The organism is Clostridium sp. JNZ X4-2 (genome assembly GCF_054889485.1).
Genome location: NZ_CM142685.1, coordinates 947,245 through 973,367 on the forward strand (window position 1 = coordinate 947,245; position 26,123 = coordinate 973,367).

At 31.6% G+C, this 26,123-nt stretch carries 27 protein-coding genes and 1 riboswitch; of the genes, 22 read left to right on the top strand and 5 right to left on the bottom strand.

The window, feature by feature from the left end:
• Positions 1 to 116 precede the first annotated feature (116 nt).
• A complete protein-coding gene (locus ACYUJ6_RS04455; protein WP_461844648.1) occupies positions 117 to 587 on the bottom strand; it encodes a GNAT family N-acetyltransferase in 471 nt (156 codons plus the stop codon).
• A gap of 177 nt (positions 588 to 764) precedes the next feature.
• Between ACYUJ6_RS04455 and ACYUJ6_RS04460 the strand changes: the two genes are divergently transcribed.
• The 7 genes from ACYUJ6_RS04460 (at position 765) to ACYUJ6_RS04490 (ending at position 5,173) form a co-directional block, all read left to right on the top strand.
• Positions 765 to 1,031: a TIGR04540 family protein gene (locus ACYUJ6_RS04460; RefSeq protein WP_461844649.1), complete on the top strand. Its 267-nt coding sequence runs from the start codon at positions 765 to 767 to the stop codon at positions 1,029 to 1,031.
• A 72-nt stretch (positions 1,032 to 1,103) separates the two neighbouring features.
• The gene (locus ACYUJ6_RS04465; protein ID WP_461844650.1) at positions 1,104 to 1,283 is read left to right on the top strand and encodes a hypothetical protein; all 180 of its coding nucleotides are present in this window, start codon (positions 1,104 to 1,106) and stop codon (positions 1,281 to 1,283) included.
• 583 nt (positions 1,284 to 1,866) lie between these two features.
• Positions 1,867 to 2,050: riboswitch (cobalamin riboswitch) on the top strand.
• A 493-nt stretch (positions 2,051 to 2,543) separates the two neighbouring features.
• Positions 2,544 to 3,389: an amidase domain-containing protein gene (locus tag ACYUJ6_RS04470; RefSeq protein WP_461844651.1), complete on the top strand. Its 846-nt coding sequence runs from the start codon at positions 2,544 to 2,546 to the stop codon at positions 3,387 to 3,389.
• Between the two features lie 200 nt (positions 3,390 to 3,589).
• Positions 3,590 to 3,916: a hypothetical protein gene (locus tag ACYUJ6_RS04475; RefSeq protein ID WP_461844652.1), complete on the top strand. Its 327-nt coding sequence runs from the start codon at positions 3,590 to 3,592 to the stop codon at positions 3,914 to 3,916.
• A gap of 162 nt (positions 3,917 to 4,078) precedes the next feature.
• On the top strand, positions 4,079 to 4,405 hold the full coding sequence (locus ACYUJ6_RS04480) for a hypothetical protein (protein WP_461844653.1): 327 nt from the start codon (positions 4,079 to 4,081) through the stop codon (positions 4,403 to 4,405).
• A 263-nt stretch (positions 4,406 to 4,668) separates the two neighbouring features.
• On the top strand, positions 4,669 to 4,923 hold the full coding sequence (locus tag ACYUJ6_RS04485; protein WP_461844654.1) for a type II toxin-antitoxin system Phd/YefM family antitoxin: 255 nt from the start codon (positions 4,669 to 4,671) through the stop codon (positions 4,921 to 4,923).
• Positions 4,916 to 5,173, top strand: a complete 258-nt coding sequence (locus ACYUJ6_RS04490; RefSeq protein ID WP_461844655.1) for a Txe/YoeB family addiction module toxin — start codon at positions 4,916 to 4,918, stop codon at positions 5,171 to 5,173. The genes ACYUJ6_RS04485 and ACYUJ6_RS04490 overlap by 8 nt, the downstream gene beginning before the upstream one ends.
• Positions 5,174 to 5,351: 178 nt before the next feature.
• Here ACYUJ6_RS04490 and ACYUJ6_RS04495 read toward each other — a convergent pair whose 3' ends face one another.
• Both ACYUJ6_RS04495 and ACYUJ6_RS04500 read right to left on the bottom strand, forming a co-directional pair.
• On the bottom strand, positions 5,352 to 7,130 hold the full coding sequence (locus tag ACYUJ6_RS04495; protein ID WP_461844656.1) for a M56 family metallopeptidase: 1,779 nt from the start codon (positions 7,128 to 7,130) through the stop codon (positions 5,352 to 5,354).
• A 14-nt stretch (positions 7,131 to 7,144) separates the two neighbouring features.
• Positions 7,145 to 7,525 (bottom strand): BlaI/MecI/CopY family transcriptional regulator, encoded by a 381-nt coding sequence (locus tag ACYUJ6_RS04500; RefSeq protein ID WP_461844657.1) that lies wholly within the window; start codon positions 7,523 to 7,525, stop codon positions 7,145 to 7,147.
• Between the two features lie 345 nt (positions 7,526 to 7,870).
• Here ACYUJ6_RS04500 and ACYUJ6_RS04505 point away from each other — a divergent pair, with 345 nt between their 5' ends.
• The 5 genes from ACYUJ6_RS04505 (at position 7,871) to ACYUJ6_RS04525 (ending at position 10,645) form a co-directional block, all read left to right on the top strand.
• A complete protein-coding gene (locus tag ACYUJ6_RS04505; RefSeq protein ID WP_461844658.1) occupies positions 7,871 to 7,999 on the top strand; it encodes a hypothetical protein in 129 nt (42 codons plus the stop codon).
• Positions 7,992 to 8,702 (top strand): hypothetical protein, encoded by a 711-nt coding sequence (locus ACYUJ6_RS04510; protein WP_461844659.1) that lies wholly within the window; start codon positions 7,992 to 7,994, stop codon positions 8,700 to 8,702. Before ACYUJ6_RS04505 ends, ACYUJ6_RS04510 begins: the two co-directional genes overlap by 8 nt.
• Before the next feature lie 81 nt (positions 8,703 to 8,783).
• Positions 8,784 to 8,996, top strand: coding sequence for a zinc ribbon domain-containing protein (locus ACYUJ6_RS04515; protein WP_461844660.1), 213 nt, complete (start codon positions 8,784 to 8,786; stop codon positions 8,994 to 8,996).
• A gap of 60 nt (positions 8,997 to 9,056) precedes the next feature.
• Entirely contained in the window at positions 9,057 to 9,233 is a 177-nt protein-coding gene (locus ACYUJ6_RS04520; RefSeq protein WP_461844661.1) for a hypothetical protein, read from the top strand.
• A 434-nt stretch (positions 9,234 to 9,667) separates the two neighbouring features.
• Complete coding sequence (locus ACYUJ6_RS04525; RefSeq protein WP_461844662.1) at positions 9,668 to 10,645, top strand: flavodoxin family protein; 978 nt, start codon at positions 9,668 to 9,670, stop codon at positions 10,643 to 10,645.
• A gap of 42 nt (positions 10,646 to 10,687) precedes the next feature.
• Here the strand turns inward: ACYUJ6_RS04525 and ACYUJ6_RS04530 are convergent, their stop codons facing one another.
• Complete coding sequence (locus ACYUJ6_RS04530; protein ID WP_461844663.1) at positions 10,688 to 11,449, bottom strand: sulfite exporter TauE/SafE family protein; 762 nt, start codon at positions 11,447 to 11,449, stop codon at positions 10,688 to 10,690.
• Between the two features lie 230 nt (positions 11,450 to 11,679).
• Here ACYUJ6_RS04530 and ACYUJ6_RS04535 point away from each other — a divergent pair, with 230 nt between their 5' ends.
• The 3 genes from ACYUJ6_RS04535 to holA all read left to right on the top strand — a co-directional run bounded on the left by ACYUJ6_RS04535 (position 11,680) and on the right by holA (position 17,092).
• Complete coding sequence (locus tag ACYUJ6_RS04535) at positions 11,680 to 14,268, top strand: cation-translocating P-type ATPase (protein ID WP_461844664.1); 2,589 nt, start codon at positions 11,680 to 11,682, stop codon at positions 14,266 to 14,268.
• Between the two features lie 94 nt (positions 14,269 to 14,362).
• Positions 14,363 to 16,036 carry a ComEC/Rec2 family competence protein gene (locus ACYUJ6_RS04540; protein ID WP_461844665.1) on the top strand — a complete coding sequence of 558 codons (1,674 nt, stop codon included), beginning with the start codon at positions 14,363 to 14,365 and terminating at the stop codon, positions 16,034 to 16,036.
• A 24-nt stretch (positions 16,037 to 16,060) separates the two neighbouring features.
• Complete coding sequence (holA, locus tag ACYUJ6_RS04545; protein WP_461844666.1) at positions 16,061 to 17,092, top strand: DNA polymerase III subunit delta; 1,032 nt, start codon at positions 16,061 to 16,063, stop codon at positions 17,090 to 17,092.
• A gap of 28 nt (positions 17,093 to 17,120) precedes the next feature.
• On the opposite strand, the gene rpsT is transcribed toward holA, so the two are convergent.
• The gene (gene rpsT, locus ACYUJ6_RS04550) at positions 17,121 to 17,387 is read right to left on the bottom strand and encodes a 30S ribosomal protein S20 (protein WP_461844667.1); all 267 of its coding nucleotides are present in this window, start codon (positions 17,385 to 17,387) and stop codon (positions 17,121 to 17,123) included.
• A 238-nt stretch (positions 17,388 to 17,625) separates the two neighbouring features.
• On the opposite strand from rpsT, the gene gpr reads away from it, so the two are divergent.
• From gpr to dnaK, 7 genes are all read left to right on the top strand, one after another.
• Positions 17,626 to 18,600, top strand: a complete 975-nt coding sequence (gpr, locus tag ACYUJ6_RS04555) for a GPR endopeptidase (protein WP_461844668.1) — start codon at positions 17,626 to 17,628, stop codon at positions 18,598 to 18,600.
• A gap of 106 nt (positions 18,601 to 18,706) precedes the next feature.
• Positions 18,707 to 19,030 (top strand): hypothetical protein, encoded by a 324-nt coding sequence (locus tag ACYUJ6_RS04560; protein WP_461844669.1) that lies wholly within the window; start codon positions 18,707 to 18,709, stop codon positions 19,028 to 19,030.
• Positions 19,031 to 19,116: 86 nt separating this feature from the next.
• Entirely contained in the window at positions 19,117 to 20,925 is a 1,809-nt protein-coding gene (gene lepA, locus ACYUJ6_RS04565) for a translation elongation factor 4 (RefSeq protein ID WP_461844670.1), read from the top strand.
• A 62-nt stretch (positions 20,926 to 20,987) separates the two neighbouring features.
• Complete coding sequence (gene hemW / locus ACYUJ6_RS04570) at positions 20,988 to 22,115, top strand: radical SAM family heme chaperone HemW (protein WP_461845438.1); 1,128 nt, start codon at positions 20,988 to 20,990, stop codon at positions 22,113 to 22,115.
• Positions 22,116 to 22,304: 189 nt separating this feature from the next.
• Entirely contained in the window at positions 22,305 to 23,345 is a 1,041-nt protein-coding gene (gene hrcA / locus ACYUJ6_RS04575; protein WP_461844671.1) for a heat-inducible transcriptional repressor HrcA, read from the top strand.
• A gap of 85 nt (positions 23,346 to 23,430) precedes the next feature.
• Complete coding sequence (grpE, locus tag ACYUJ6_RS04580; protein WP_461844672.1) at positions 23,431 to 24,162, top strand: nucleotide exchange factor GrpE; 732 nt, start codon at positions 23,431 to 23,433, stop codon at positions 24,160 to 24,162.
• Positions 24,163 to 24,226: 64 nt separating this feature from the next.
• Positions 24,227 to 26,107, top strand: a complete 1,881-nt coding sequence (dnaK, locus tag ACYUJ6_RS04585) for a molecular chaperone DnaK (protein WP_461844673.1) — start codon at positions 24,227 to 24,229, stop codon at positions 26,105 to 26,107.
• Positions 26,108 to 26,123 lie beyond the last annotated feature (16 nt).

Below are 26,123 nucleotides of genomic sequence, written 5' to 3' on the forward strand. Positions count from 1 at the left end.
ATTTTACCATAGGAAGCCTTATGTTTTTATAACTGTAAATGAAAAAAACAGATATTAATTCTTCAATATGCTTTAACACTGCTTTAGAGAAGTATAAGAAAAATCCAATATAGTTTCTATAATATAATAGATGCGCAAATTTTTTTATCCTTTGCTAATTTTATTTTTGCATCATATTTTTGCCAAATTTTTTTAGAAGCTAAATTATCTTTTATGATTCTAGCATTTAAATATCTTATTCCCTTTTTTTTAGCGTAGCACAATATTTGTGAAAAAGCTTGACTTGTATATCCTTTTCCCCAATATTCACTTCCAATCCAATAACCAACTTGTGCTTTTTTTTCTTCTGCAATTTGATAGCTTAATGATATCATACCAATTGCATTATCATTTAAAGTAATAGCAAATATTTCTGAGTTTGTGTCTTCAATCCATTTATTATTATGTTCGACAAATTCATCTTTTGATATTATATATTTTTTTGAGCCTAACTTATCTCGTAATATATCATCAGTATTTAATATTTCTATAAGTTGAATTGCATATTTATTGTTAATTTTTTCAATCATTATATTTTTACATTTCACCTCTTTCTCTCTTTTATATGGCCAATACATAAACTATACGGAGAACTGAGCTTTTCTCGAAAAAGTGGACACTCCAAAGTTAGGGATTCTTTCAATATCGCATAATTACTATTGCTATTATTTTTCACAAAATCAACTATGATGTCATTAAAATCTTAAATTCTTTTCTGAGCTGGGATGGTATATTATAATCAATTGCCTGATTTCTTCTCTGGCTATTGGTCAAGAAGCTTAAAAGAAGATGAAGCAAAAGGCTATATTATTTATTGGTCAAGATATGAAGAAATTAAGCTATTTAAGGGAGATAAGTTCAAATCTACTGTAACAAAGATAATAGGAAAAAAGCGTACAGATCTTGTAAAAAGATGGCTTCAAGGTACTCAAATTTTATATAATTATGCTTTAATATGGTATAATATTTACGAGAAAATAAAAGATTTTTAGTTAGCCACCTTCCAGGTTTTATTTCTCACAAAGGAGTCATTGCGGTTAATTGACAGCAGGGGAGGTGGCAATATGAGTGATACTGTGATTATAGTAATATCTATATGTATTACATCATTATGCTTAACAGCTATGGTGATTGTAGGAACATATTTAAAAGATAGGTTAGTAATCAAGGGTAAATCTTCAATTGGTAAGTTAACTCAAAATGAAATTTCTATAACTGCCGAAGATAAAAACTCAAAAAATTAAAATGCACCCAGTCCGATAAGTGCATTTTTTAACTAAAATTTAAAAAACTATAAAAAACCGCAATGGCTTCTTTTAACTATATTATAGCACATTTTTAAAAAAATAAACTCAATTTTAAAATAAATTATCGTAGAGTATGATAATTTATTTTTTTATTTAGAACTTTTTTAACTTAATAATTGGCATTAAGTGTAACCTTTTATATATTAAAAGTGTCTAATTAATGTATGATAAATTGTTTTGAGATTCTATAGATATTGATGTCAAAGAATCATTTAAAAAGCAGTTTACTAAATTTGTTGACCATCTATATGCTGAATTTTATATATCTTTAAGTATAAAGAGAATACAGGAAACTAAAGATATTTTTGATGAGTATTAGAGTAACATGGCAGTATATAGATAATGAAATATTATCTATATTTTTTATAATTTTATCTATTAATGTATTGATCTTAATTGGTAAATAATATAACATATATATTATAAAGGGAAATAGATAGACATATTGTTATTTATTCTTATATAATACTAAATTGTATTTTTTTATAAAACTTAGTATTATAGTATATTAATATAATATCATAGTAATTTAGTATTAGGTGCTACAATTTATTTTAGTAGTTAAAAGGGAAAATGAGAAACATTGCAGCCCCACCGTTACTGTATGGAGGATGAAACCCCATTGGTCACTGGTATTTTTACCGGGAAGACCGGGAAGTAAAATGAATCCAAGCCAGGAAACCTGCCTGATATTTTATAATTCTTTCGGGGGAAAGATAGTAATTAATTTTAATATTTCTTTATTCTGTAATAATTTATATGTTAAAACCAGGATCCTCGAAGTGAGGATCTTTTTGTTTTAAAATTTTACATTGGAAAGTGGATTGAAACAGAATATATTATTTTTAATTTAAGGGGGATAAAAATGATAAGAAAAAAATATCAACACTTGTTTTATGCATTTCATTAGTAGGGGCTAGTTTATCTTTTGGTCCTACAGCTTCTGCAAGTCCCGTAAATTCAAATGCGGCAAATGCTCAAGATGCTAGTTTAACTCAAGTTGACAAATCTGCAATCAGCAGCTCTATTAATGAAGTATTATCTTTAAGTTCTGATGTCTTAAAAAATGGTAAAGCTAAAGATTATAGTAATATTGTCAAAGACCCGGAGTTATTAGAACTGCTTAATAAACAAAGTAAATTTGATGTAGAATGGTTTAAAAAATTTGACGGTAAAATTGATAACTATAAGTCTAATGTGACTATAACTAGAGTAGCTCAAACGGCCATTGATACTTATGCAGTAGATGTACTTTATGATGTGGAATTCAAGTTGTATGGAGCAGAAAAAGTATCAAAATCAAAGGGTGAAAAGTATAGATTTGAAGTTAAATATGAAGATGGCAAATATTATATAACCAAAAAATTAGATCTGGATGAAGATACTGATGTATCTGTGAAACAACAATTAAATGATAAAGAGTCATTAAAGTCAGAAGACACTTATTTTCCTTATTATGATAGTGCAATTGATTCAAAAATAAAAGTCATAGATGATAAGTCAAATAATATTGACAAATATTACGAATACTTTACCCAAATTAATTCTAAAGATGATAATTCTAATATTCGTTTAAACAGTTATCCTGGTTATAATGCTGGCAGTGCCGTATCTTATGCAGAGAGGTATGCATTATCACCAAACTATTCTCAGTATCCAGGTTCTCAATATTATGTTGACAAGATTGAAGATTGTACGGATTTTGTATCTCAATGTGCTTACGCAGGTGGAGTCCCAGCCAGTAGTTATTGGTATGCATATTCAGCACCGTGGATTAATGTAGTTGCTTTTCGTGATTATATGGTTTCAAATGGATACACTTCTGAAAGCTCTTGGACTGATGGAGCGAGAGTTGGTGATATTGTTCAGTTTTATAATCCCGGTATAGGTGAGTGGTCACATTCGGTAATCTTAACTGGCAATTTACAGGGAGTGAAATGGTTTTTCTGTGGACATTCTAAACAAAGATTAGATTATCCTCTGTATGATGCCTATGCGGAAGGTGACTATACCAATATGAGAACTCTAAAATTTTGGCATTAGTTAAATATATTTAATTAAAAAGCAATGTAATAAAGAAAAGATAAAGTTTGATTTTTATATTTAACTTATTACACTGCTTTTTGTTTTGGTATAGATCCAGTTTTAAAATATTATATGATCGTCAATGTATAATTTTAAATTGTAATTTACAATAAATTAATTACATAAATTGAATTTAAGGTTGTTGGAGGAGAAAGAAAATGAGATTTTCAAGAAAGGTTATCATAATTCTGCTGTTTTTTTTAATAATTACTGCAGGATTTATTATAAGCCATGCTACACCGTCGATATCCATTAGGACACATATATTTGCAAGTGGATATCCAGTTGGAGCATTTAAAGTAACTTTACATGTTCATAAAGGTCTATATAACGCGGATAAAAATGCCCTTCATAAAGAAAATGCTATGATTTACTATATTCAAGGTTATAATTTATATGATAGGGCAACAAAAAATCCAATAGGTAATTATAAAGTCAAAAAAATAGGACCTTTATATTTTACTGAAAACTATGGGGAAGGTTAATCATAAAGAAAAATTTTTATATTTAACTTATTACACTGCTTTTTGTTTTGGTATAGATCCAGTTTTAAAATATTATATGATCGTCAATGTATAATTTTAAATTGTAATTTACAATAAATTAATTACATAAATTGAATTTAAGGTTGTTGGAGGAGAAAGAAAATGAGATTTTCAAGGAAGGTTATCATAATTCTGCTGTCTTTTTTAATAATTGCTGCAGGATTTATTATAAGCCATGCTACACCGTCGATATCCATTAGGACACATATATTTGCAAGCGGATATCCAGTGGGAGCATTTAAAGGAACTGTGAAGGTTAATAAAGGTCAATATAATATGGATAAGAGCATTCTTGATAAAGAAAATGCTATGATTTACACTATTGTTGGTTACAATTTATATGATAGGGCAACAGGAAATGTAATAACTAATTATAAAGTTAAAAAAATAGGACCTTTGTATTTTACTAAAGACTACGGTGAATGCTGATTGTAAATAAAAAATTTTTATATCATATAATAATTCAACAAGTATAGTTTAGATATTTCTTGGAGTGTAAACGTTAAGTAAAAAAGTGGTTGGAAAATACTCAAAAAGTATGGCATAATATTCTGAAATAAATTTTAAAGCTTTTCAAGGTAATTTTATGAGGAGATTTTAACCCGGAACAAGATTATCCTCTGTATGCAAGTGACTATTTCACTTGCATAATTGTACAATGTATTGTACAATATAAATGTGGAGGTGATTTTATGATAGCTACAAGTTATTCAGTTGTAAGACAGAATTTTAAAGATTTTTGTGATAAAGCAACAAGTGACTTTGAAACAATTATTATCACTCGTAAACGTGGTGAAAATGTAGTTATGATGTCAGAATCAGAATATAATAACCTATTGGAAAATCTATATGTAAGAAGTAATCCTGAATATTATAATGAACTATTAAAGTCTATTAACCAGCTTAAAACGGGAAAAGGAAAGAAAATGGAGTTACTAGATGAATAAGATTTTTTCAGATATCGCATGGAATCACTATGTATATTGGCAGTCAGAGGATAAAAAAGTTTTGAAGAAGATTAATGAACTGATAAAGGATATAGAGAGAAATGGGAATGAAGGGCTTGGAAAACCTGAAGCATTAAAGCATGAATTGTCAGGATATTGGAGCAGAAGGATAACAGATGTTCATAGACTTATTTATAGTATTGATGATAAAAATATTTATATTGCAAGCTGTAAAGGACATTACAACTAATAAACTTGAATTGAATATTATACTAATACTTTCTAGGGTTATCCCTTATAATAGGTAAACATGGTAAAACTTTAGATAATCCATAGATGATTATCTAAAGTTTTATTGGTTACGGTACAATCAAATCCATAACATCCCGCCGCATGCTCTATGGAACTTCTTTTGCCATATCTAATTGTTATTTCACCATAAATATTGAAGATACAGGCAGCTGGCCTTTTGAATAAGCTGGCTTATTTATAATACCATCTTTATAATACATGGTGGAGGAACTGCCTCCATCCAGGACAGCTGCAGTATAGGCACCCTCCTTAAGTAAAAGCTGCTGCAGTTCAAATAAGGAGATACCTATGGAATTAGTATTTCTTCCGTCTATTACCACCATGATCACTGTTCCATCTTTTTTCTGGGCAATGGCAGTCCTTGAATTTATTCCCGACATTGTATATTTGCCTAATAATGGTTTACCATTTTCAATAAGTGACAGTGAGGAATTTACAGCTTCAGTTACATTCATTTTTTTCAAAGCTTCAACGGAGTACTGTCCTGAAACTAATGTATTTTTGTCAGTAAACCCTGCTATGTTATATTTTGCATTTTTAGGGCTGTCATATATAATATTTCCATTGTGGATTATCAGTCCATCCTGTGAACTGTTGACAAAGGATTTTTTTTCGGATTCAGTTGGAATGAGATTGGCATTTACAGCATAAAGGGCTTTATTTTCTTCAGCAAGTTCACCTGTGGTTTTGTTGTTCTTTAAAAGTTCTTTGGTATAACCTATTTTAATGGTGGATGGATCTTTTATAATCAGCATTTTACCATTGAAATTTTTTCCCTGCACACTGGACTCATTTATGCTGCCCGATAGGTTATTTTTTGTATTTTTTTCAGCTGCAGATGTGTTGTGGATTTTAGGGTCAGTCAGCATTATGCCTCCAATTATAACCAGTATGGCAATGGATAATGCAGTCCATCTGTGTGAATTTTTCTTGAATAATGAAATCATTGTAATCCTCCTCTTAATTTCATACTTGTTATTTATAATAAAGTCCATACCATAAATGGTATTGGATTTTTGATATACTTCTAAAAGCTTTATAATTGTATATCCATATTTTTTATGGCTGCAATAGTTCAGTGCCATTTCATCACAGGCTAGTTCCTTATCCTCCTTCATTTTAGAGAAAGCATACAGTAATAGAGGATTAAACCAGTGTATTATTCTTAATAGGGAGACTATAAAGTTTAAGATTGTATCTTTTCTTTTTAAATGTGATAATTCATGGAAGATAACACAGGATAATTGTTCGCTGTCAATTACATCATTGATATTTGAAGGAAGCAATATTTTAGGATGGATAAATCCAAAAATTCCGGGATTTTTTACAATATCAGTACTTATAATGTCTAGGTGCTTATTTATATGCATTTTTTGTCTGCACCTATTTACAATGTCAATCAGCTTATTATCTTCAGTTGTTTTGATTTTTCGCAATTTGATATAAAACTCTAATGTGGTGAAAGTGGTGAAAGCTATTAAAATAATACATACCCACATCCAAATGAATGCTGACATTTCAAGATAAAATATTTTATTTCTGGAAGAAAGGTTATTTTGGATGAAAGCAGTATTTTCAAATTTTATTGGCTGAGGATTATTTAAAATATCTGATGTTTTATTGGGGAGCTTATTACTGGTCTGTATGTCTTCAGTAAAATTTTTTTCAACACTGTGCTGTACAATTTTGTTATTGAATAAATTATATATGCTAAAAGAAGTTTGCGGAGCAAAGGGAATTAAAAGCCGTAGCACTAGAAAAAGCCATATGAAATTTATCAATTTAATTTGAAGGTTTTTTTTAAATAAAAATCTTAGAATCAGTATTAAAATAGCAAATATACTTCCAATTATTGAGGAGTACAATATAAATTTAAAAACAGATAAAATAAGCATTTTAAATGCACCCTTTAACCTTTCTTTTTATCTAGAATTTGCTTTAACTTGTCAATTTCATCTTCAGATAATTTGCTTTCATTTATAAAATTCTCCAGCATCACATTTAAAGAACCATTGAATACTCGTTTGAGGAAAGAGTTACTTTCTGATCTTATGCAGTCACTTTCTGAAATAAGAGCAAAGTAGTGGTATGTTTTATTGTCCTTTTTGTCTATTTCATAATCCAATATATTTTTTTTCAAAAGTCTGTTTATTAAAGTTCTTGTTGTGTTGGGCTTCCAGTCCATTACCTGTGATATTTTCCTTACTATATCATTTGCAGTGCAGTATTTGTCTGACCATATCACTTTCATAACCTGCCACTCTGCATCTGATATCTTAGGAATTTTCATATTAATCATCTCCTATTACAGTTGTAATGTATAAGTATATATTACAACTGTAATAGAAATTTGTAAAGTGTTTTTTCAAAATCCTCAATTGTAAATCGAATTGCAGACCTTCAGCTGTATTGAGTTATAAAATTTATATTGAAAAGGGATAAAAAATATTGAATTTTAATTTGAGAAATAAATTTTTATTTGGGAGTGTGTGCGTATATTTGCAGATGCTTTACGAATTAAATAAATCCTGGCAGAATAAAACGAATTCATTTAAATTTCACTTGCACCTTACACGACGTAATCCTTTATATTTAAAGTAATAAATTAATATTATTTATTATAGGAGGAGAAAACATGAAGCTGAGAATTCAATACAATTGTATAAATATTAACTGGGATTATGTATCAGAAATATTGAAGAGAGTTGGAATGGCATTGTTTCGCAGCACAAAAAAGATGCAGGTAAAAGGGTTTATTGAATAAAATTTCTGGTAAGGTGTATTCATCTTTATCTAGGACAACTTATTTTAGAGATTCATCCTTTGATAAATATAATAAGGGAGATCAAAATATATATTTTCTAGGAACGGTTCACTCCATGAATTTAGATTCAAAAAATTTTTCCTATTTGAATTTAAAGGCAGTAATTGAAAATTTAAAGCCCGATTTACTTTTAATAGAGAGCAGGCCTGAACAGCTGGCAAATAATAATTTTGCAGATGGCCCGGGAGAAATGCTGTATTCTCATTTGACTGCATTAAATTGTGGAATTCCAGTTAAAGGAGTTGACTGGTGGACTCCATATAGAGGCGAGCCCAATTTAACTAATGCAGAAAGAGATGATCACATAAATCGAAATATACTGAAAGAGATAGGTGGACATAAAAAAATATTGATTTTAATGGGTAAAGCTCATTTAAAAATTGAGCGGCCCAAATTGCAGGCCGCAGGATATAATCTCAGCTCATTTTCTAAAATTGAAAAGGATAATCTGTTTGAAGTTAAAGACAACAGGCTGCTGTATCCAAAAGGAATGAATTACTATATTCAAAAAAGAATATCATATGAAAAGAGCTGTATTGGTACGGTGTATAAAACAGCTATATGGAGGAATCAGGCAAAAATTATAATTAAGGAACTTGAAGAATTCAGCAAGGTTATACAGAAAACAGGAGAAATTCAATAGTAAAATATATTGAGTATCAAATACAGTCTGAACTATAGGATTATGATATAATTATATGGATAAAATGATAGGAGGCTTAAAATGGAAAAAGTACAATATGTCTGCCCCAAGTGCGGCGGTAGAGAATATGAATCCGATCAATTTCAGGCAACAGGAGGAAATTTCGCAAAGATATTTGACGTACAGAATAAGAAGTTTATAACTGTAAGCTGTAAAAGGTGTGGGTATACGGAATTATATAAAGCGCAGTCTTCGGATGGATGGAATATTTTGGATTTGCTCATAGGAAATTAACCTATTAGCTTATACTTACAGTCAGTTATAATGGAGAAAGTTAATATGGAGGATTGAAACATGAAAAGAAATAAAATGCTTGCAATATTAAATTTTGTAATTATATTTTTGACATTTTTTGTAGGATTTCAAATTATAGGTTTAAAAAATAGTTCAATCACTTATATTATACTTGCAATAATAAGCGGGTGCCTGATTTATTTGTGTCCAAAAATGTTACATAAAATTGGCAGGTAGGTAAAAAAGCCTGCTCTTTTGTTATTTAAGATAATTTTAAGTTTTTAATATTGAATATCACTGCCTGCGTAATTGTATTTTTGCCCTTCACATTTGTTAAAGAATATAGTGAGAAAATATCTCAAAGAACTTGCAGGCCCTATAACTAAAAAACTTATTTTCACCATATATTCATATCAGAGTGCTTTTCATTTAATCTTTTCCGTAGTTAGTTCTGAATTTTCATGTGGATTTCATTTTCTATGATAATTTCACCCAAATTTTTTCATGTAATTTGAGTTTTAAGTTATAGTTAATTTTCTGAGTTAGTGGTGTGACTATATATATGGCTCTGTATAATTATAATATGTAGTTAGGTTAAAATTATTAAGAGGGAAAAATAGCAATTGATTATTGAAATCTATAAAATTTTTAAGTTTGGAGGGTATGTGGATATGGAGGTGCTTGGGTTAAATGGCAGTCCAAAGGGAGAAAAAAGCAATACATTCAGGATAACCAGAGCTTTTTTGGAGGGGCTTGAGGAAAGCAGAAATTGCAATGTACATATAGTGAATACTAGTGAAAAAAACATTGAACACTGCAGGGGATGTTTTGTCTGCTGGACTAAAACTCCGGGGAAATGTGTAATAAAGGATGATATGAAAGAGCTTGTAGAAAGGTATGTGACATCGGATGTTGTTATTTGGAGTTTTCCACTCTACTATTTTGGGATGCCTTCAAAAATCAAGGCATTTCTCCATCGTATGCTTCCTACAAATCTGCCCTATATGAATATAAATAAAGATGGAACAAGCGCACATCCTTCCAGGTATGAACTGTCAAATCAAAGATATATTCTTATTTCCACCTGCGGATTTTACAGTACCAAAAACAATTATGATGCTCTCTTTAATGAAATAACATTGATGGGAAGTTCAGGAGACAGAGTCAAAAATTCAGCTTCAAGTGATTTTTGGTATATGTACAGATTGGAAAGACTTAAAAATATTCCAAAATATATAACTGTTATACCATATAAGATGAATTACAATGACAATAGTACTAGCACACAGCCTATATATAAAAACCTAGATGGAGTTTATCCTATTGAACTTAAACAGAGGAATATGGGAGAAATTGTAATTAACAAAATAGAATTAAAAAAAGACAGGACTATTGTAAGGTACAGTGCAAAAGGAAAGGCTCCATTCTTACAGGCAAGAGAACTGTATATACTGGATGACAAAAATAATGAGGTTGAAAGAAAGGATGACAGTGTTAATGTAAAAAGGGATGGAAACAATCCAGATAGCTATGTTTTGGAATTTGTACCTTTAAGTAAAGACAAAAAATATAAAATAGGAACAAATGATCTGGGGTTATATGATGTAAGAAATGATTTAAAATTTAAGATACAACTGGTAGATAAGTGATGAAAATAAAAAAACAGGGAGAGATAAATAATCTCTCCTATTTTAAAATAGGAGTAAAGTGGCAGCTGTGACAGGGACTAAAATCATTGCAGTTTTAAGTATTGGCATTGGAACTCTTCTAGTAAATTTGGCACCTATATAAGAGCCTATCATTGTACCCATTACCACTTCAATAAGTAAATGTATATTTAAATATCCCAAATGATAATATCCGGCTCCGCCGGCTAAGGCTATAGGGATAATTACCATCATGGTAGTACCGGCGGATTCACGTATTGACATTCCAAGTATGAACATGAGTCCAATTTGAATAAATGAAGCAGAACCTATGCCGCATAAGCCTGAAATAATACCGGTAACCAGACCTATTCCACCGGATAATAACCAGAATTTTATTCCGACGGGTAGGGGGTTAGATTGAATACCGTTAGAATGCTGATGTTTAATTATAAACATACGAAGCCACAAAACTGCTGCAGACAGGTATAGCATTCCTGAAGTCAGCCATTTTAAATCACCTGCTGATATAAAATATGAGAAGTTAGAGCTAGTCCATGCACCAATTGCACCAAATAATCCTACTACAATCCCAACCTTTAATATAATATTTCCCTCTCTATAATGGCTGATGGATCCTGACAGAGAAGAGAAGATCATTGCTGCCAGGGCAGTTCCGAGAGATGTATGAATTGGGTAATGAAAAATTACAGTTAAAATGGATATTATGAATCCAGAACCCCCAGCCCCTACAAACCCTAATAACACTCCGGTTATAAACATGACAAGTATAATTTGTATTACCAATTTAAGTTCCTTCTTTCTTATGAGGTATATTTTATGTGATTTATGTAATGATTTAAGGTTCAATAATATTTGCATTATATCATGTTTTAGACATAATATTAAATTATACATTTCTATGGATTTATTGTTTATGTATAAAAAAGCAGGTGTTTTTTAATGATTTTTTAAAGTTAATTTAGCTGAATACGATATTTAAGTAGTGTTCTTTTTTATGGGAGGGTTATAGGTGTATGATTGAATGGTATAAACATCCATGGAGTGAGATAGTAAAGGAACTGAATAGCAATACATATTATGGACTGGATGAAGAACAAATAGAATCACTTAGAGAAAAGTATGGAGAAAATAAAATTGTTATGCCGGATACTAAGGGCCTATTTTATCTTGTATTTATACAGTTTAAGGAACCATGGATATTGCTGCTGATTTTTTGCACAATTTTATTTATATATTTGGGTATATATAGTTATGGAATTATATCCTTGGTTATTGCACTCTTAAATATTTTTTTAATAGCTCTGGAGCAGTACAAAGTGGAGAGAAATATAAAGGAACTGCGAAAATTAAATTTGGGAACGGCAAGGGTTATAAGAGATGGACGGACTTTGAGGATACCATCTGAAGAACTTGTAGTAGGTGACATAGTTATAGTTGGACAGAGTGAAGGAATACCTGCGGACATGAGGGTTATTGAAAGTAATGACTTAAAAATAGATGAATGTTCTGTTACAGGGGAAGATTTTATAGTGGAAAAATATGAATCCAAAATAGACGATAGAGAGCTGTCTCTTTCAGATATGAAAAATATACTTTTCAAGTCGTCTTCAGTGACTGAAGGTGACGGTACAGGTATAGTCATAGCAGTGGGGATGAACACTCAGATATCCAATATAGTAAAACTTCTGCTTAAAGGTGAGAGGAAAAGGGAATCTTTCGGGTTCAGAATTCATAAGGTTGTGAACGCCTTCAGCATTTTTTTGGCTGTTTGTTTTTCAATTATGGGATTTATATTGCATTTTACTTTTCATAAAGGTTTTTATTACAGTTTAAAAACAGGATCCATTATATTTTTGAGCACTATTCCCCAGGCAATGATTATTATAATTTTACTTGTAGGAGTTATTTTACTGAAAAAGTTTAGGAAAGCAAATATAATTTTTAAAGATTTGTCCAGCATAGAGAAATTTTCCAAAGTTTCAGCTGTTTGTACGGATAAAGTGGGGGTCTTTTCTAAAAATAGGATGAAAGTCATGAAAGCTTATGGGAGCAGCGGGCTTATTGATATAAATGAGGAAGCTTTAAAAGATGGTATAAATGAAAGCTTGTATAGAATGATAAATATAGGGCTTTTATGCAGTGATGAAAAATCTGCAAAAACCAATGAAGAAAACTCTGTAAAAAATTTGGTGGAGTCATCTCTGCTGGGATTTGGCGCCCAAAATGGAATTTATAAAAAGGAATTGGATAAAAAATATAATAGAATATTTAAAATCTTATTTGATGGCGAAAGACGTATAATGACTACTGTGAATAAGGTAGACAAGAAATATAGGGCTCATGTAAAAGGGGCGACTGATTCTATTATAAATAGGTGTACCCATATATTGAAAAATGGTTTGGAAGTGGAAATAACGGAAGAAGATATAAAATCCATAAGAGATGCAGATATTAGCATGTCCAATGAATGTCTGTATGTAGTTGGATTTGCCTATAGGAATTTTAATTATGAGCCAAGTATTAAAGAAAATATTGAAAGTAATCTGGTTTTTGTAGGCTTAATTGGTTTTGACAATATGTTAAAGGAAAATGCATCAAATTCTATAAAAAAGGCCCTGGCTCTTTCAATTAAACCTATTATTATTACAGATGACAATAAGCTGGTGGCTTTAGCAATAGGAAAGAAAATAAATATAATATCCAGGCTTCAGCAGATAGTTTCCGGTGTGGAAATGGATAATATGACAGAAGAAGAATTTAGCCGTATTGGAGAAAAAGTCAGCTTTTTTTCTAGAATAAGCTCCCAGCATAAAGTAAAGATAGTAAAGGCATTAAAAAGTTATGGGTACATAACAGCTATAACAGGATGGAAACTTACAGATCTGCCTGCACTTAAAATATCAAATGTAGGAATAACAAACACTAAGAGTAAAATAGTCAGGAAGTTATGTGATATATTTGCTAAAAACATGGATTTTATGAATTTGTTGAATACCATAGAAAATTCCAGAAAAATTATGAACATGATTGAAAAGATAATTGTCTATATTATAAGCTGTTGTGTGGGATTAACAGTATTTTTAATGATGAATGTCCTATTTAATCTAGATATTTCCGGCAATATTATTATAGAATCTATTTGGTTTAACAGTGTTATTATGTTTCTGTCAGCTCTGGCACTAATGTATCAGTATGAAGATGAGGAAGGAGATTATGTGTCATCTGTAATTGATAAAAGCATAATAGTGGAAAATCTGAGTTTTGTTTTATTTGGGGGATTTTTAATGGGAATTTTATCATTTATCTCTCTATATATATCAGATTTGTGGAAAAGTGAATTTCCACTTTTGACTTCTATCTCAATTTTAAATATCTGTGCTGCATTGTTTGTATACAGTTTTTCTGATGAAAAGTTTTTTAAGAATAAATTTTCAACTATAATTATAATTATAAATATTATTATACAATTGATTGCAGTTTTTATTATAAGCAAATTCCTTATTTTATTTAATTTAGGTTATTGGAAGATGTTTTTTGTATGTACTGCATTATGGCTCCTTTTCTGTATATCTTATAAATTCCATAGAAATCAATATGTTTAATATAGTGTTTTTGGGCAAATATAAATAACATGAGACTGGTTTATGTGCAATGAGTGTAACTATATGATTATCCAGGAGGTATTATCCATAGACTATGAAAAGGCCATTGGTGTTTTATTCTATATCTCTATCTTTAGGATGTTTATTTGCCCTGTTATTTTTAGACAACACTGCGGCAGCTATAGCCATAGCTGCTTTTTTTATTATAATATTGTTTTTTACATTGGAAATTAAATTTTTTATGGTGAACGTCCTGTTTTTTCTTTTTGGAGTATTTAGTTTTTATCTGTATTTTAATATAAATGTACAAAGTCCTGCCCAGATCAGGATTTTAGAGAAGAAAAACTATTATTTTATAGGAAATTTTAAAGGAAGGGAAATTATATTAAAAGGGAAAACAGATGGGCTTCAAGAAGGACAGAAAATAAAAGCATATGGAAAATTTCAAAAAGAGTTCAACATAGAAAAGGGGGTCATCGGAAGCTATAATCTAACTGAATATAAATACTGTAAAAAGGATTTCATATATTATTCACATGAATTCAAGAATAATATTTATGAAAAGTTCAGGAAAATAATTGGAGAAGATAAAGCGGCCCTTGTTATGGCCTTATGTTATGGTGAAACTGATTATATTAGTGAAGAGAAGATGAGTGAGTTTCAGAAGCTGGGAATAATTCATGCTGTAAGCGTTTCAGGATTCCATATGGTTATAATCTACGAAGTACTGGAGTATATGGCGGGACTTAAAATAGCTGTAATTGTATCTTTATTTTATGTATTTTTTACAGGCATGGCAGCAGCAACTATGAGATCCTTTATAATGATACTCATATTTAAATTGGCAAAAGTATTTTTTAAAGAATATGACAGTATATCTTCTTTAAGCCTGTCAGCTCTTATTTTAATGGCATTTAAACCTTATTATATAGTGAATTTAGGATTTGATCTCTCCTTTCTGGCAACACTTGGTATAATTTTATATAATAAAAAAATGTATAGAAAGCTGTATAAACTGCCTGAAAAATTAGCCGGCAGTATAAGTCTGACTTTTAGTTCCCAGATCTTTTCACTGCCATACATAGCTTTTACAATCCAAAATTTTAGTTATGGATTCATTTTGGGAAATCTATTTTTGATTCCGTTGTTTTCTGTAATAATTGTACTTGGAAATGCAGCCTTGTGTTCATATCACATAGAAATATTATTTAAATACATATGTGCAATTATTAATCTGGTTTTTACTGTAATAGAAGGGGCAAGTATCATTGCACTGAAATTATGCCCTGAAGTAGTCTATTTAAGCTATAGGGATGGGCTGATGATTATGGCAGTATTTATCAGTTTCGTTATGTATAAGAAGGGATATAAAAAATTTAAATATATCCCGGCTGTGTGTATAATTTTAATATTACTTCAGGGATATTCCTTTTTTACAAGTATAACTTTTGTAAATAAAAATAGTGGAGAAGCCGTTATTGTAAAAAAAGGTTTAAGCAGAATTATGATATGCAGTTATGATTACATGGACACAAATTGGATATCCGATGTAAAAGTGCAGCAGTCAGTAAATAAAATCATAACCAATCCTCATAGCGATTTTGTTTATAATTTAAGGGACAATTCCTATTTAAAAATAAATAAGGACTTGAAAGATTGTATGACCATCATCCTTTACAGGGACAATAAGAGCTTTAAGTTCTCTGGAGATAAAAACAATAATTCTTATGTTATAATATTTAATAGGCTTTTTAAAATAAATTATTGAGATGAAGATGGAAGTGGGTAAAGATTGATAGATATAGTTACTTTTAATAAAGATTTAAAAAATGGACATATAGAAAATTGCTATTTATTCTGCGGCAGTGATGAATTCCTTATAAAAGAAAATATAAAGATATTGATGGGGAAAGTTATAAGGCCGGAGTTTATTGATTTAAATTATGTAAAATTTGATGGGAGTTCTCTGGAAGACTTTAATACTGTAATAAATGCCTGTGAAACGCTTCCTTTTATGAGTAACAAAAAGGTTGTGCTTGTGTACAGAGCATCTTTCATGGCGGAAGGAGATTACAAGAATAAACTTTCAGGTGAATTTAAAAATATACACAGCTATTTAAAGAATGTACCTGAACATTGTGTTTTGATATTTTATTGTTTATTTAAAAGTAAAAGGGATAAACCTGGCAGGAGGATATATAGTCTGGATAAAGACATATGCGTAGTGAAGGCTGATAAAATAAGAGGGTATCAACTGGAAAATAAAGTTCAAGAATTTTTCCATTCCAGAGGAAAGGATATGAAAAAAGTGGATCTCAGGGTATTTTGCAATCTTATGGATGGTAATAACTTGAGTATAATAGAAAATGAAGTGGAAAAATTATGCTGCTATACCTATGGAAGAGATATAAAAAGAGAAGATATGAAAAAAATGTTTTTGGACAACAATGAAGAAGATATTTTTGATGTTGTAAATGCCATATCAAATAAGAATTTAAAAGAGGCAGTTCATTTGTTAAATGAACTCATATATGGCGGTATTAAAATAAATTATATTTTAATCATGATAGAGAGGCAATTCAACATTCTGTTTAAAATTAAACTGCTGTTAGAAGACGGAAAACAAAAAAAGGAAATAATGAAGACATTGAATATAAGATCTGAATATGGATATAAAATCATGGTTCAGCAGAGTAAGAAATTTACTTTGAAGCAGCTTAAAAGATCTATACAATTGTGTTTAAATACAGAAAGAAATATGAAAAGCTTGTCCATAGATGAAAAAACTGAATTGGAACTTTTAATAATAAATACCATTGCATAATAAATAACCGGTCATCACCGGTTATTTATTATGCAGTTAATCCATTTAACTTTAAAGTCAGCTTAGACTTATCTCGCGATGCTTTATTCTTGTGAATTACACCTTTTGATGCGGCCATATCTAAAGCTCTTATAGCTGCAGTAAAATTAACCTTAGCTTCTTCTATATTTCCATTGTCAATGGATGCTGAGAATTTTTTTATAGTGGTCTTTAATGAAGATTTTATTATCCTATTCCTTAAAGTTTTAGTCTGAATAACTTTTATTCTCTTTTTTGCAGATTTTATATTTGCCATGATTTCACCCCCTTATTGTTTTTATAGACTTCAATAGCTTTGGGGAAATTTGCCGTTAAGTCATTATATTTAACAAATGCTATTATAGCATTAAATTTTAACCACATCAAGTGCAAATTATACAGCCCATGGTCATGGACATATAATGCAGTTCACATATTCATTTGAGAGTATATTGTAAAAGATAATAACCAATAATAATAAATAAGGAAATAATATACAAGGAGTGATGGATAGAATGTTTGATGTAAGAACAGACTTAGCAGTAGAGACCAGGGAAAGGTGCCGGAAAGAAAGAGGAGGGGAAGTACCGGGAGTGGAAGTGGAGGAAACTGTAGAAGATGATATAAAGATAACCTGCGTAAAAATAGTAGAAGATATTGGAGAAAAGATTATGGGGAAACCCAAGGGGTCCTACATAACAGTAGATATGCCAAGACTTACCCATTATGATGGAGAAATTAGAGATAAAGTAAGCAAGGTGGTTGGAAAGGTATTATCCAATATGATAGATATAGATAAGAGTATGACGGCATTGGTGGTGGGATTGGGGAATTGGAATATAACTCCGGATTCACTGGGACCTAAAGTGGTATCAAAACTAATGGTGACCAGACATTTAAAGCAGCTGGTGCCTGATAAGATAGATGAAGGCATAAGGCCTGTATGTGTCATATCTCCAGGAGTACTTGGACTTACTGGCATTGAAACCAGTGAAATCATAAAGGGAGTTGTAGATAAAGTAAAACCCAATCTGATAATTTGTATAGATTCTCTGGCGTCAAGGAAAATGGACAGAGTAAATTCTACAGTACAAATAGGAAACAGGGGCATATCACCAGGCTCTGGAGTGGGCAATAGAAGAATGGAATTGAGTGAGAAGACTCTGGGAATACCTGTAATAGCAATAGGAGTGCCTACAGTAGTTGATGCGGCAACCATGGCCAGCGATACCATTGATATGGTTTTGGATGAAATGATAGTACAGGCGAAAAGTGGAGAAAAATTTTATCAGATGCTGAAGTCCATAGATAAAAATGAAAAACAGCAAATGATAAGACAATTGCTGGATCCTTATAAAGAAAACATAATGGTTACACCTAAAGATGTGGATCTGGTGGTGGATTCAATTTCAAAAATCATTGCAAATGCCATAAATATTGCCTTGCAGCCTGCATTGGATCTAAATGACATAAATACCTTCCTGAATTGATGGCATGGGGACAGTAAATTTTACTTCATAATATTATGTATAAAATTTGTAAAAAAGTTCATCCTTTATAATAAGAATTTTATTCTTATCTGGGGGTGACTTTTTTATGAATAGAAAAGCTGTCATAACTGTAGTAGTATTTTGCGGTATAATAATTCTTTCTGGTTTTACAATTATAACCGCAGGACTGCCTAAATTTATAAAGGATAAATCTGACTTTAAAATTAATTATACTCCATCACCTTTTGACTTCAGTGTAGATGTGGGGAATTATTCGCTATCTGTAAATGACAAAATAGGCAATAATTTCAAAAATGGATCTCAAAAAATTATAAACGTCATAGGCGGGAAAATACATTCTGGAACTTCCTATATAATAGATACAACCCAAGGTGCATTTCAAAATATAGAGAATCGGTTTAAGAAATAATGTGCTTTTAACTGCAGGGTGATTATGATATAATTTACTGTAGTTGTTTATTGTGGAGAAATTTCATCAATATTGGAGGAAATAATATGCAGAGTGAAAGACAGAAACATATAAGAAATTTTTCTATAGTTGCTCATATAGATCATGGTAAATCTACCCTTGCAGATAGACTGATTGAAAAAACAGGAACCCTTACTGAAAGGGAAATGAATTCCCAGGTACTGGACAATATGGAGTTGGAAAGAGAACGGGGAATAACTATAAAGTCTCAGGCAGTAAGGCTTATATATAAAAGAACTGACGGAGAAGAATATGTTTTAAATCTTATAGACACACCAGGTCATGTAGATTTTAATTATGAGGTTTCAAGAAGTTTGGCAGCTTGTGAAGGGGCTGTTTTAGTAGTGGATGCAACTCAGGGTATACAAGCCCAGACTTTGGCAAACTGTTATCTGGCCATGGATCATGATTTGGAAATTGTACCTGTAATAAACAAAATAGATTTACCCAGTTCAAGAGCGGAAGAAGTAAAAGAGGAAATAGAGGATGTTATAGGAATAGATGCAGAGGATGCACCATTGGTTTCTGCAAAAACAGGATTGAATATAGATCAGGTTTTAGAAGCCATAGTAAATAAGATACCATCTCCAGAAGGAGATGAAAAGGCACCTTTAAAAGCTCTTATATTCGATTCAAATTATGACAGCTATAGAGGTGTAGTTTGTCATATAAGGGTAAAAGAAGGGTGCATTAAACCAGGAGAAGAAATAAAGCTTATGGCTGCGGGTAAAATTTATGAAGTAGTGGAAACAGGAGTATTTGTTCCGGGTTTTATGCCCAGGGAGGAATTGAAAGCAGGAGATGTGGGATATTTTACCGCCTCCATTAAAAATGTAAGGGATGCCCGTGTAGGAGATACAGTAACTGAAGCTAAAAGGGAGGCTGCGGAACCATTAACGGGATACAGACCTGTAGTTTCTATGGTATACAGTGGCATATATCCTGTAGATGGGGCAAAATACGGTGAATTGAAGGAAGCTTTGGAAAAACTTCAGGTTAATGATGCAGCATTGTGTTTTGAACCGGAAACATCTATAGCTTTGGGATTTGGATTTAGATGTGGATTTTTAGGCCTGCTGCACATGGATGTTATACAGGAAAGAGTGGAAAGGGAGTTCAATTTAGAAATAATAACCACAGCACCCTCCGTTATATACAAGATACATAAGACGGACGGTACCTTGATAGAACTTACCAATCCCACTAATATGCCTGATGTGTCAGAAATAAAATATATGGAAGAACCCATAGTAAAGGCATCTATAATAACTCCTTCAGAATATGTGGGATCCGTTATGGAACTTGCACAGAGCAGAAGAGGAAATTTTAAGGATATGCAGTATATAGAAACCACCAGGGTGTCTTTAAACTATGATATCCCGTTAAATGAGATAATATATGATTTTTTTGACGTACTTAAATCCAGGACAAGAGGATATGCTTCTCTGGATTATGAATTAAAAGGTTATAAAACTGCCGAATTGGTAAAATTGGATATACTTTTAAATGGAGAAACTGTAGATGCCCTGTCCATGGTTGTTCCTCAGGAAAGAGCTTATGAAAGAGGTAGGGGCATAGCTGAAAGGCTGAAGGAAATAATACCAAGACAGCTTTTTGAAATACCAATACAGGCTGCCGTGGGAGGAAAAATTATAGCCAGGGAAACTGTTAAGGCTATGAGAAAAGATGTACTTGCAAAATGTTATGGGGGAGATATATCCAGAAAGAAAAAACTTCTTGAAAAGCAAAAAGAAGGGAAGAAGAGAATGAGGCAGGTAGGTTCTGTAGAAATTCCCCAGGAAGCTTTTATGACCATACTTAAGACGGAAGACTAATTAGGGAAGATACCTATATATTTTTAGGAAGTGTTTTTATGGACAGTGTTGAAAAGACAACTATGGAGGAATCAGCATCTATATATATACATATACCCTTCTGCAAAAAAAAGTGTCTTTATTGTGATTTCCCGTCCTACAGCGGCAAGGAAGAATTTATGTGGAACTATTCAAAAGCATTGGCTAAAGATATAGGTCTTATAGGAGACAGAACTGTAAAGACCATATTTATAGGTGGGGGCACTCCTACCTATTTGTCATTAAAAGCATGGAATAATATATATAAGGCTGTGGAAAAATTAAATGTAGAAGATAATCTGGAATTTACAGTAGAAGGAAATCCAGGTACATTTACAGAAATAAAATTAAGTTTTTTAAAAGAGATGGGAGTCAACAGATTGAGCATAGGGCTTCAGGCCTGGCAGAATTCTATGCTTGAAAGAATAGGCAGAATTCACACTATAGGTGATTTCTTAGAGGGATATGGAATGGCAAGAAAATTAGGATTTTCAAATATAAATGTAGATCTCATGTTCGGGCTTCCGGAGCAGACTTTAAAAGATTGGGAAGATTCCTTGAAAAATGTAGTGAGACTGGGCCCGGAGCATATATCCTGCTACAGCCTTATAGTGGAGAAAGGTACTGCTTTTTACAATATGTACAAAAACAATGAATTGATACTTCCGGGAGAGGAAGAAGAAAGACAGATGTATGATTTTGCGCTGGAGTTTCTCTCTGAAAATGGATACAATCAGTATGAAATATCCAATTTTTCTAAAAACAGCAGTGAGTGCAGGCACAATCTGGTATACTGGAATCTGGAACCTTATATAGGCTGCGGAGTCAGTGCCCATTCTTATGTAGATGGGTATAGATATAGAAATACATGGGATATAGAAGAATATATTTTGGAAGGAATCCAGGGGAAATTCGTAAAATTGGATAAACATAAGAATTCTATTTGTGATGATATGGAAGAATTTATGTTTATGGGTCTTAGAAAGATAAATGGAATTTCCATGAGAAACTTCAAATATAGATTTGACAGAGATATTTATTCAGTGTATGGAAGCATAATAAATAAATATATAAAAAAAGGAATATTGGTAGTGGATGGAGATAGGATGTATCTAAATAAGAGGGGAATAGAAGTATCTAACAGTGTGATGTGTGAATTTATTTTGACCTAATATTAATTATATTAGATATTTTGAGTAAACTTGAGAAAATAATATGAATTTCCGTATAAATCATGTAAACTATACTATTTATTTAAATAATATAGTTTATATGGTGTTGACAAAAAAAATTATGAGTGATATTTTTTAATCATAGCATTAGCACTCAGTAGTAATGAGTGCTAATAAAGAGGTGATATTATGGAAATGGATGAAAGAAAAATAAGAATACTTCAGGCAATAGTAAATAATTATATAAATAGTGCCGAGCCTGTTGGATCCAGAACCATAGCTAAAAAGTATGACTTGGGGGTAAGTTCTGCAACTATAAGAAATGAAATGTCGGATCTTGAAGAAATGGGTTATTTAGAGCAGCTTCATAGTTCTTCAGGGAGGATACCCTCCAATAAAGGTTATAGGTTGTATGTAGATAAACTGATGCAGATACCAAATTTGACTCCAGAAGAAATGCATATAATAAAAAGTCAAATTATAAACAATGCTTTATTTGAAGTTGATAAAATAATAAAGCAGGCTATTTGCCTTCTGTCAGAGCTTACAAGACTTACCTCTATAGTTAGGGCACCTTCTGTAAAAAAAGGTCATATAAGGCATATACAGTTGGTAAATATAGAATCTAACAGCAACATTCTGTTAGTGCTTATAATCGACAGCGGGATTGTAAAGAATAACTTTATAAAAATTAAGAAAGCTATTTCCGATAATACTCTTATTAAACTGAGTAATATATTAAATTCCAGATTAAAAAATTTATGCGCTGATGATATAGACTTAGAAATTGTAAATAATCTTAAGTTGGCTCTAAAAGGATACGAGGATATAGTGGATGAAATAGTTTATGTTTTATATGACAGGCTCAATGATATAGATAATTCAGAAATATATATGCAGGGAGCTACAAATATATTTGATTATCCAGAATACAAGGATATAGAAAAGGCAAGAGAATTTTTATCTATGTTGGATAATAAGGATAAGGTAAGTAGTTTGTTAAACAGTGCTTCAAGTATTTCAGTAAAAATAGGAAGTGAAAATTATATAGCAGGTGCAGAAGACTGCAGTGTAATATCTGCAGTATACAGTTTAAATGAAAAGCCAATAGGAGAAATTGGTGTAATAGGACCTACAAGAATGCCTTACTCCAAGGTTATATCTGTATTGGCAAATGTGGTAAAGGAAATGAATTATATTTTAAGCCACGCCTATTCTGATGGAAAATAAAAAAATTTTTAAAATAAAGCAATGGTTTAACAAAGTTCAGTTTATTTAAATATCAATAAAATGTTGGATTGGAGGAAATGCCTAAATGTTAAAGGATGAGGATATGGATGCACAGGATATTAAAAAAGAATGTGCTGAAAAGGAAAATAGTTGCTGTGGAGAAGATAAAAACTCTGCAGAAGATGAAAAAGTTAATTTAGATGAGGAATTACAAAAATCTGATAAGGAAAAGGTAAATGATGAAACAGAAGTAGATTATGAAGAAAAAACAGAAGGTAAAACGGAAGTAAATGATGATGCAAATGATGAAAAAGCAGATGAACTTAAGGAGAAAAGAATAAATCTGGAGAAAGAATTAAAAAAAGAGAATTTTAAGTTAAAGGATGAAAACAATAAAATTATGAATGAGATTAAAGCCCTTAAGGATAGACTTTCCAGAACCAAAGCAGAGTATGATAATTTTAGAAAAAGAACATCGAAAGAGAAGGAAGGTATTTATTCTGATGCATGTAAAGATATATTGAAGGAAGTTTTACCTGTATTGGATAATTTGGAAAGGGCAGTAAAAGTGGAGGGAAATACAGAGGATTTAAAAAAAGGTGTAGAAATGACAGTGAAACAATTTAACACTGCACTTGAAAAATTGAATGTGGAGGAAATTCCTTCTGAAGGGGAGTTTGATCCTAATGTCCACAACGCAGTTATGCATATACAAGATGACAGTTATGATAAAAATTCCATAGTAGAAGTATTTCAAAAGGGATATAAAAGAGATGACAAAATAATAAGGTACAGCATGGTGAAAGTAGCAAATTAAGTTTAAATAAAGAAAATGTTACTAAGATAATTTCAACCGAGTTAAATTTAGGAGGTAAGTTAACATGTCAAAAATAATAGGTATTGATTTAGGAACAACGAATTCTTGCGTTGCAGTTATGGAAGGTGGAGATCCAGTAGTTATAGCAAATTCTGAAGGTTCGAGAACCACTCCATCAGTAGTGTCCTTCCAGGCAAATGGTGAAAGACTGGTAGGTCAAGTAGCTAAAAGGCAGTCAATAACAAATCCAGATAGAACTATAATGTCAATAAAAAGGCAGATGGGAACAGACCATAAGGTAGATATAGATGGAAAAAAATATACACCACAGGAAATATCATCCATGGTACTTCAAAAAATAAAGTCAGATGCGGAAGCTTATTTAGGAGAACCTGTAACTGAAGCAGTTATAACTGTACCAGCATATTTTAACGATAGTCAAAGGCAGGCAACTAAAGATGCTGGAAAAATAGCAGGACTTAATGTTCGTAGGATAATAAATGAGCCTACAGCTGCATCTCTTGCTTATGGAATGGATAAAATGAACACAAATCAGAAAATATTTGTATATGATCTAGGCGGAGGTACTTTTGATGTATCCATACTAGAACTTGGTGATGGTGTATTTGAGGTTAAAGCCACAAATGGAGATACACATCTTGGCGGAGATGATTTTGACCAAAAGGTAATAGATTATATAGCAGATACTTTTAAAGCTCAAAATGGAATAGATCTGAGAAATGATAAAATGGCACTTCAGAGATTAAAAGAAGCTGCTGAAAAAGCAAAAATCGAGTTATCATCTTCTACACAGACGAATATAAATCTGCCCTTTATTACAGCAGATGCCAATGGGCCAAAGCATATAGACATAAATTTGACCAGGGCAAAATTCAATGAATTAACTGAAGATCTGGTAAAAAGAACTATAGAACCTATGAAGAAGGCATTGAATGATGCCGGAGTAACCATAAATGATATAAATAAAATCATATTAGTAGGAGGATCTACAAGAATACCAGCTGTTCAGGAAGCAGTTAAAAACTTTACCGGCAAGGATCCATCAAAGGGAGTTAATCCGGATGAATGTGTAGCAGTAGGAGCAGCTATTCAGGCAGGAGTATTGACTGGAGATGTAAAAGATGTATTACTTCTTGATGTAACACCACTTACTCTTGGAATTGAAACTTTAGGCGGGGTGGCAACTCCGCTTATCAATAGAAATACTACAATACCGGCTAAGAAGAGCCAGACATTCTCAACTGCGGCAGATAATCAGACTTCTGTTGAAATTCACGTAGTTCAAGGTGAAAGACAGATGGCGGCTGATAATAAGACCCTTGGAAGATTTACTCTTTCAGGCATAGCTCCGGCTCCAAGGGGAATTCCTCAAATTGAAGTTACATTTGATATAGATGCCAATGGTATAGTAAATGTATCAGCTAAAGATAAGGCAACTGGAAAAGAAGCAAATATCACAATTACGGCTTCCACTAATTTAAGTGATGATGAAATAGATAAGGCGGTAAAAGAAGCTGAAAAATTTGAAGAACAGGATAAGAAGAGGAAAGATTCCATAGAAATCAAAAACAATGCGGATCAAATTGTATATCAGACTGAAAAAACATTAAAGGATCTGGGAGATAAAGTTTCAGGCGAGGACAAGAAAAATGTAGAGGAGAAAGCAGAAGCCGTTAAGAAGATAAAAGACGGTGATGACTTGGAAGCAATAAAGAAAGCTACTGAAGATTTGACTCAGGCACTTTATGGAGTTACATCAAAAATATACAGCCAGAATGCTCAAGCAGGTCAGAATCCGGGAGCAGCGCAAAACCCAGGAGCAGGACAAAATCCGGGAACAGGTGCTGGAGCTGAAGGTGGAGCAGAAAATAAAAAAGATGATAATGTAGTTGATGCTGACTATAAAGTAGATGATGATAAATAATATTTTCTCTTCACGA

Excerpts from the sequence above, each read along its gene's own strand:
- ACYUJ6_RS04560 (WP_461844669.1), top strand. The coding sequence starts at position 18,707 with ATGAATAGAAAAGCTGTCATAACTGTAGTAGTATTTTGCGGTATAATA.
- ACYUJ6_RS04490 (WP_461844655.1), top strand. The coding sequence starts at position 4,916 with ATGAATAAGATTTTTTCAGATATCGCATGGAATCACTATGTATATTGG.
- hemW (WP_461845438.1), top strand. The coding sequence starts at position 20,988 with ATGGAGGAATCAGCATCTATATATATACATATACCCTTCTGCAAAAAA.
- ACYUJ6_RS04540 (WP_461844665.1), top strand. The coding sequence starts at position 14,363 with ATGAAAAGGCCATTGGTGTTTTATTCTATATCTCTATCTTTAGGATGT.
- ACYUJ6_RS04475 (WP_461844652.1), top strand. The coding sequence starts at position 3,590 with ATGAGATTTTCAAGAAAGGTTATCATAATTCTGCTGTTTTTTTTAATA.
- ACYUJ6_RS04515 (WP_461844660.1), top strand. The coding sequence starts at position 8,784 with ATGGAAAAAGTACAATATGTCTGCCCCAAGTGCGGCGGTAGAGAATAT.
- ACYUJ6_RS04500 (WP_461844657.1), bottom strand. The coding sequence starts at position 7,525 with ATGAAAATTCCTAAGATATCAGATGCAGAGTGGCAGGTTATGAAAGTG.
- ACYUJ6_RS04460 (WP_461844649.1), top strand. The coding sequence starts at position 765 with ATGGTATATTATAATCAATTGCCTGATTTCTTCTCTGGCTATTGGTCA.
- ACYUJ6_RS04480 (WP_461844653.1), top strand. The coding sequence starts at position 4,079 with ATGAGATTTTCAAGGAAGGTTATCATAATTCTGCTGTCTTTTTTAATA.
- dnaK (WP_461844673.1), top strand. The coding sequence starts at position 24,227 with ATGTCAAAAATAATAGGTATTGATTTAGGAACAACGAATTCTTGCGTT.
- gpr (WP_461844668.1), top strand. The coding sequence starts at position 17,626 with ATGTTTGATGTAAGAACAGACTTAGCAGTAGAGACCAGGGAAAGGTGC.
- ACYUJ6_RS04495 (WP_461844656.1), bottom strand. The coding sequence starts at position 7,130 with ATGCTTATTTTATCTGTTTTTAAATTTATATTGTACTCCTCAATAATT.
- ACYUJ6_RS04485 (WP_461844654.1), top strand. The coding sequence starts at position 4,669 with ATGATAGCTACAAGTTATTCAGTTGTAAGACAGAATTTTAAAGATTTT.
- ACYUJ6_RS04525 (WP_461844662.1), top strand. The coding sequence starts at position 9,668 with ATGGAGGTGCTTGGGTTAAATGGCAGTCCAAAGGGAGAAAAAAGCAAT.
- grpE (WP_461844672.1), top strand. The coding sequence starts at position 23,431 with ATGTTAAAGGATGAGGATATGGATGCACAGGATATTAAAAAAGAATGT.
- ACYUJ6_RS04505 (WP_461844658.1), top strand. The coding sequence starts at position 7,871 with ATGAAGCTGAGAATTCAATACAATTGTATAAATATTAACTGGGATTAT.
- rpsT (WP_461844667.1), bottom strand. The coding sequence starts at position 17,387 with ATGGCAAATATAAAATCTGCAAAAAAGAGAATAAAAGTTATTCAGACT.
- lepA (WP_461844670.1), top strand. The coding sequence starts at position 19,117 with ATGCAGAGTGAAAGACAGAAACATATAAGAAATTTTTCTATAGTTGCT.
- ACYUJ6_RS04520 (WP_461844661.1), top strand. The coding sequence starts at position 9,057 with ATGAAAAGAAATAAAATGCTTGCAATATTAAATTTTGTAATTATATTT.
- hrcA (WP_461844671.1), top strand. The coding sequence starts at position 22,305 with ATGGAAATGGATGAAAGAAAAATAAGAATACTTCAGGCAATAGTAAAT.
- ACYUJ6_RS04535 (WP_461844664.1), top strand. The coding sequence starts at position 11,680 with ATGATTGAATGGTATAAACATCCATGGAGTGAGATAGTAAAGGAACTG.
- ACYUJ6_RS04465 (WP_461844650.1), top strand. The coding sequence starts at position 1,104 with ATGAGTGATACTGTGATTATAGTAATATCTATATGTATTACATCATTA.